This window comes from Klebsiella sp. 28 (assembly GCF_018223905.1).
Lineage (GTDB): Bacteria > Pseudomonadota > Gammaproteobacteria > Enterobacterales > Enterobacteriaceae > Klebsiella > Klebsiella pneumoniae.
Genome location: NZ_JAGRQY010000015.1, coordinates 1 through 4,591, shown reverse-complemented (window position 1 = coordinate 4,591; position 4,591 = coordinate 1). Strand labels below are relative to the sequence as shown.

Annotated in this window: 4 protein-coding genes and 4 pseudogenes; all 8 read right to left on the bottom strand. The window is 54.8% G+C overall.

Going from position 1 to position 4,591, the window contains the following annotated elements; genetic code table 11:
* Positions 1 to 52 precede the first annotated feature (52 nt).
* On the bottom strand, positions 53 to 361 hold the full coding sequence (locus tag KHQ28_RS02760; protein WP_016831065.1) for a hypothetical protein: 309 nt from the start codon (positions 359 to 361) through the stop codon (positions 53 to 55).
* Positions 358 to 1,008, bottom strand: coding sequence for a DUF2726 domain-containing protein (locus KHQ28_RS02755; RefSeq protein ID WP_029498344.1), 651 nt, complete (start codon positions 1,006 to 1,008; stop codon positions 358 to 360). Before KHQ28_RS02755 ends, KHQ28_RS02760 begins: the two co-directional genes overlap by 4 nt.
* A gap of 79 nt (positions 1,009 to 1,087) precedes the next feature.
* Positions 1,088 to 1,285, bottom strand: a pseudogene (locus KHQ28_RS02750) (hypothetical protein); the annotation flags it as partial.
* Between the two features lie 469 nt (positions 1,286 to 1,754).
* A pseudogene (locus tag KHQ28_RS02745) lies at positions 1,755 to 2,102 on the bottom strand (DUF6404 family protein).
* A 19-nt stretch (positions 2,103 to 2,121) separates the two neighbouring features.
* Positions 2,122 to 2,718 carry a fertility inhibition protein FinO gene (locus KHQ28_RS02740; RefSeq protein ID WP_016831061.1) on the bottom strand — a complete coding sequence of 199 codons (597 nt, stop codon included), beginning with the start codon at positions 2,716 to 2,718 and terminating at the stop codon, positions 2,122 to 2,124.
* Between the two features lie 71 nt (positions 2,719 to 2,789).
* Positions 2,790 to 3,515, bottom strand: coding sequence for a type-F conjugative transfer system pilin acetylase TraX (gene traX / locus KHQ28_RS02735; protein WP_016831060.1), 726 nt, complete (start codon positions 3,513 to 3,515; stop codon positions 2,790 to 2,792).
* An 80-nt stretch (positions 3,516 to 3,595) separates the two neighbouring features.
* Positions 3,596 to 4,399, bottom strand: a pseudogene (locus KHQ28_RS02730) (conjugative transfer relaxase/helicase TraI domain-containing protein); the annotation flags it as partial.
* A gap of 53 nt (positions 4,400 to 4,452) precedes the next feature.
* A pseudogene (locus tag KHQ28_RS02725) lies at positions 4,453 to 4,591 on the bottom strand (IS6 family transposase); the annotation flags it as partial.

Below are 4,591 nucleotides of genomic sequence, written 5' to 3'. Positions count from 1 at the left end.
AAACTGGCTTTTCCCCGTTCCCGGGGTTGGACAACGACGCGATGCGGAGGCGTCAGGATTTTGTGGTATGACGAAACCTGTAGCAGACGGGTCCGTCGCCGGTATCGTGGACAGATCCCAGAAACCAGCCATCATCATCCGGTGGCTCCGGTATCCAGCCACGGGCATCCGGGGCTTCATCCGTAAATCCGGCAGCGAAAGCTTCAGGCGCTTCATCGCGCATTGTCATCACAAAGCACTGGAGTTTATGGGTTCTGAGCCAGTAACTTAATTCTGCGGAAGTTTCACAGCCACTTCGTACCAGCGCAGGATGTGTCCAGTACCCCTGTTCATCACGTTTCACTTCGGCGGCGATAATCATTTTTCTTTCTCCTTGTGTTCGCTATGCTTTGTCGTTGATTTCATAACGGTTATGGATTTTTCTTCAGCACCGGCTTCCCGGTATTTCAGAAACTCTCCGACCCTTCTTACCAGCCTCTCTGAATCCCGATCGCGTAGTAGTGGAATACCGGCCTGCCTCAGAACCTCTTCCAGCAGAATATCGCGCCGGATACGGTGTTTTTTCAGGTGTGAGGCATCTTCCAGTTCAACTGCGCCGATGATAGCGAAGGTATGGATGTCAACGATGACCACATCGCAGTGCCACTGTGATGCCATCCGGAAGAGTTGCCACCAGGTCCGGGAACGTGGCCTGATATGGGGAGAGAGTGTGGCAATATCTGCCACCCGGACCTGAGGACACAACAGCCAGCGCTTTCGGCTGGTATGCCTCAGTAATGCCCTGAAAAAATGTTGTTCCCGTGGCGTCAACAGTGTGTCATTACCCACCCAGACCCGCTGGCGACACAACCGTTGCTCAGCCTCTGAGGGGCGAATACCCAGGGCTTTCAGTGACATCAGAACCGGGGAAGTCTGCGTTACTGCGCGTCCTTTCAGAAGCAGCACCAGAAACCCCAGCAGACTCAGCACAACAATAATGCTGCCTGCCATCATTAATATCTTTGCCATGTATTTTATTCCCTGATGTTCCTTTCTTTCCCGATGCGTTTTCCTGTCGTCTTCCTCATCTTTCTGTCCCTCTTCTGATTGGCTTTCTCATCCGGTCGATGTGACGGGTATAAAGGACAAGACCTGCCCAGAACAGCACAACAGACGATAAAAGCAGATAAAACCCACTCCCCCGGAAAACAGAAGGGAACAGGAGCATAAGAACCATCGCAAGCACGATGCCGCAGAAATAACAGAACAGCTGCTGCTGTGTGCGCAGAATAAAATATTTAAACATAGTAATATTCCTTTTTATTTGATGATTAACGCACGATATTAAAGCCCGTGCATTTCATAAATCGCACGTCGTGATGTAATGAAAATATTGAAATCAGTTAAATGCTGAAAGTGGATGGTTTAAATTGAAAACTGAGCACTTATAAGCGTCACATACCACCGTGACGAGGCAGTCCCGAAGCGGCCATTCACTGTACCGAACGGCTTGTCACTCTTCTCGTCTGCCATACCCGGTCAACACACACGCCTCAGCCACAAAGCCTTTCACCCTTTTACCTCTCTTTCGTTTGAATATGCTTTTCTGACTATGAGACAATAAGAAACACAAAAGACCTTTCCGGGCAGGAGTAATACCACTACTGACGCAGTCACATATAATAACCGCACCATACAGGGTTAATGTTATTTAAGAGGATGTGGGTTCTGTCAGATCGGGAATATCCCACACCTGACAGCCTATATTTATTCCGTTATAAATCTTTCCAGTCAGGTAATTTATTCACCTTTCGTCGCCACAGATGAAACAGTGCCATCGTCAGGCCAAATAACACACCCGAGATAAAATTTATTTTGCAAGCGAACAAGGGGGGCATCCCCTAGGTCCGCCACACCATCCAGTACATCCACAGCCCATATCCGACGGAGAAAGAGCTTGTCATCACGCAAAAAACCTGCCAGAACGGAGCAAACGGCGGCGGGGGAATGTTTATCCCCAGCCGCCACATCAGTCGTATCAGAGGCGGTGCATAATTGCTTTTCCACATCTTACGGCTGGCCATTATCGCCAGCGCCTTTTGTTTCCGCGCTTCAAAATCCATATCCTCACCTCGATTGTATTTACTCAGCAGACTGGCTCCGCATACGCTCAGTTCGCAGGAGTTCTTTCATCATGCGCTCACTGGCGTACTGCGCTTCCTCTGCAGTGACGGTCGCAACGGCATTCCCCTGCAGATCATAGCGGGAGGCCCCCACCTTCATCCGGGACAGATAGCCCGCAGACCGGGTCAGACTCTTCAGGCACTTAATGACCTGTTTATGCGACAGCGGCAGGTCGCGGTTCACAATGTCGGCAAACAGCTGCTCGCGCATTCCCGTCGCCAGCAGACGGGGTGAGTTTCCGTCGAACAGCTGTGGCCAGAATGCCTTCAGGGTCATGATGGCCTGTTCCGGCGGCAGCAGGCGAAGATAACGCACCGGAGGTGGCGTCTTTACCGCTTTATCCGGCGCCGGCGCAGCGTTGCGCGCGTCGGCTTCGGCCGCTTGTTTAGCCTTCTCAAGTTTCGCTTTCTTTGCCTTCCAGGCCGGCGGGGACGAGACCACCACGACCTTCTTTCGGCGCACCACACCAGGAGCAGGGGTTGCCTCTGCGGGGGCCGTGCTGTTCTCCGCCGGTTTTCGTTTCAGGCTCAGTACAGGGCGTTTTTCTTCTGCCATAACAATTGCCTATCGTTCAGTTAATAAAAGCTACTATACCTGAACGACATCGCCCTTTCCTGCTCCTGCGTTCACATTGAGACGACAATACCCAGTACCGCCAGGTGCACGGCATAGAACATCACGAAGAACTGCCGCGGCCAGAAGCGTTTCACACGTTCTCCGGCAGATGAGCACACCATCAGCGTCAGCAGCGCAATCGCCAGCCCGGCCACTGATTCACTCACGTCATGCATATTCATCAGCAACACCATGAGGGCCCACAACACCCCGTATCCCAGCCGTTCCGGTGCATGCTGTGCGCGACAAAGCAGCCAGCTGGCGGTGAGCATGCCCACTCCTGCCATGCCGTAGCTGCCGGTTGACAGGGGTATCCAGGTGACCAGCAGTCCAGCCGCCAGGAGGGTGTAATACCAGGACGGCTGGCTGACCCACCGCAGGACCTGGCCCGTAACGGCAAAGGCAAACAGAATATTCCCGGTATACCACGGGTACCCGATGAGCATAAACGCCACCTGGGCGACCAGCGCCCAGCCCCACAGGTTGTTCAGTTGAGACTGGCGTATTTCCGCGTGCCGTGCCAGATTCATTCCCCATGCCAGACCGAACAGCGGAAAACAACCACGTCCCAGCAGGCGCATCACTTCATTGTTTCCGGCCAGCAGTAAGCCGGTGTGGTCAGTCACCATCAGTACCAGTGCGACCGTTTTAATCATATCCGTTTGTCCCGGTGTCCAGGTCAGCAGGCGCTGAAGCCAGCTGTCTGTCGCGCCTGGAAATGTGTGTTGTGCTCTCATGTTTTTTTTCCTTTTAGCGCTCCGGCAGACTGCCCGATTTTAATCGGGGAGGCTGCCGGAGCAGACAAGCCGCAGGCGCGTCAGTCGCCCCCGAGGGTTTTCTCGCGGTTAAGGTCACGAACCATGTCACGCTCCACAGCCTGCAGACGCTCACGCTGCAGACGTTCTGAGGCCACCTGCTGAATCGCCTCCTCCTGGCGCCGGAACTGAGGATCATCCGGTAGCGTCGTTTTCTCCGTACCCGGCCGGTCACGCTCCAGTCCGCGAATGACGTCCCCGATAACCTCTTTCACCCGGTCCGCCGGCTCGCCGGCTTTACGCGCCTCCCCGGCCACTTCCCGGGCAGTCTGTTCCGCCTGTTTTTCCATTTCCCGGCGCTGCTGTTCTTCTGCCGCCCGCTGCGCCAGAACCTCTGGCGGGAGGATAATGTCAGCCCCGGTCTGCGGTACCGGAGCCACCGGCGCCGGTTCAGCCCATATCCGTCCGCCGGTAATGGCCCCGGGGTTCCAGGGACGGTCATCACCGGCCAGCCGCACCACCACCCCGGTATCGGGATTGTCGCGGGCCATTCTGACCCCCTCTCCCATATTCCCGGCCAGCAGGCTTTCACCATTGCGGCTGTTCTGCAGCGCCACGAACCGCGCGTCTTCATTGCCCATAATCCTTCCCTCTCCGCCTATAGCCTCCAGCCGTCCGTCCCGATCGGTCAGCGGGCTGAGCCAGATACCGGCGGCTTTCCCGTTTTTATCAAATGCCGGCAGCGCCACATGCGGCTGAGGGTACTTTTTCCCCGGAGAAATGAATTTTCCCGGTGAATTTCCCTGTGCCAGACCGGACTGCTGCAGGGCTGCCCGGCCAGCAGCGGTTTCATCCAGTGGCCTTGCCGGCACTGTTGCAAAGTTAGCGATGAGGCAGCCTTTTGTCTTATTCAAAGGCCTTACATTTCAAAAACTCTGCTTACCAGGCGCATTTCGCCCAGGGGATCACCATAATAAAATGCTGAGGCCTGGCCTTTGCGTAGTGCACGCATCACCTCAATACCTTTGATGGTAGCGTAAGCCGTCTTCATGGATTTA

What these genes read in the sequence shown, in the direction of transcription:
- KHQ28_RS02740 (WP_016831061.1), bottom strand. Translation starts at nt 2,718, where the DNA reads ATGGCAGAAGAAAAACGCCCTGTACTGAGCCTGAAACGAAAACCGGCG.
- KHQ28_RS02760 (WP_016831065.1), bottom strand. Translation starts at nt 361, where the DNA reads ATGATTATCGCCGCCGAAGTGAAACGTGATGAACAGGGGTACTGGACA.
- traX (WP_016831060.1), bottom strand. Translation starts at nt 3,515, where the DNA reads ATGAGAGCACAACACACATTTCCAGGCGCGACAGACAGCTGGCTTCAG.
- KHQ28_RS02755 (WP_029498344.1), bottom strand. Translation starts at nt 1,008, where the DNA reads ATGGCAAAGATATTAATGATGGCAGGCAGCATTATTGTTGTGCTGAGT.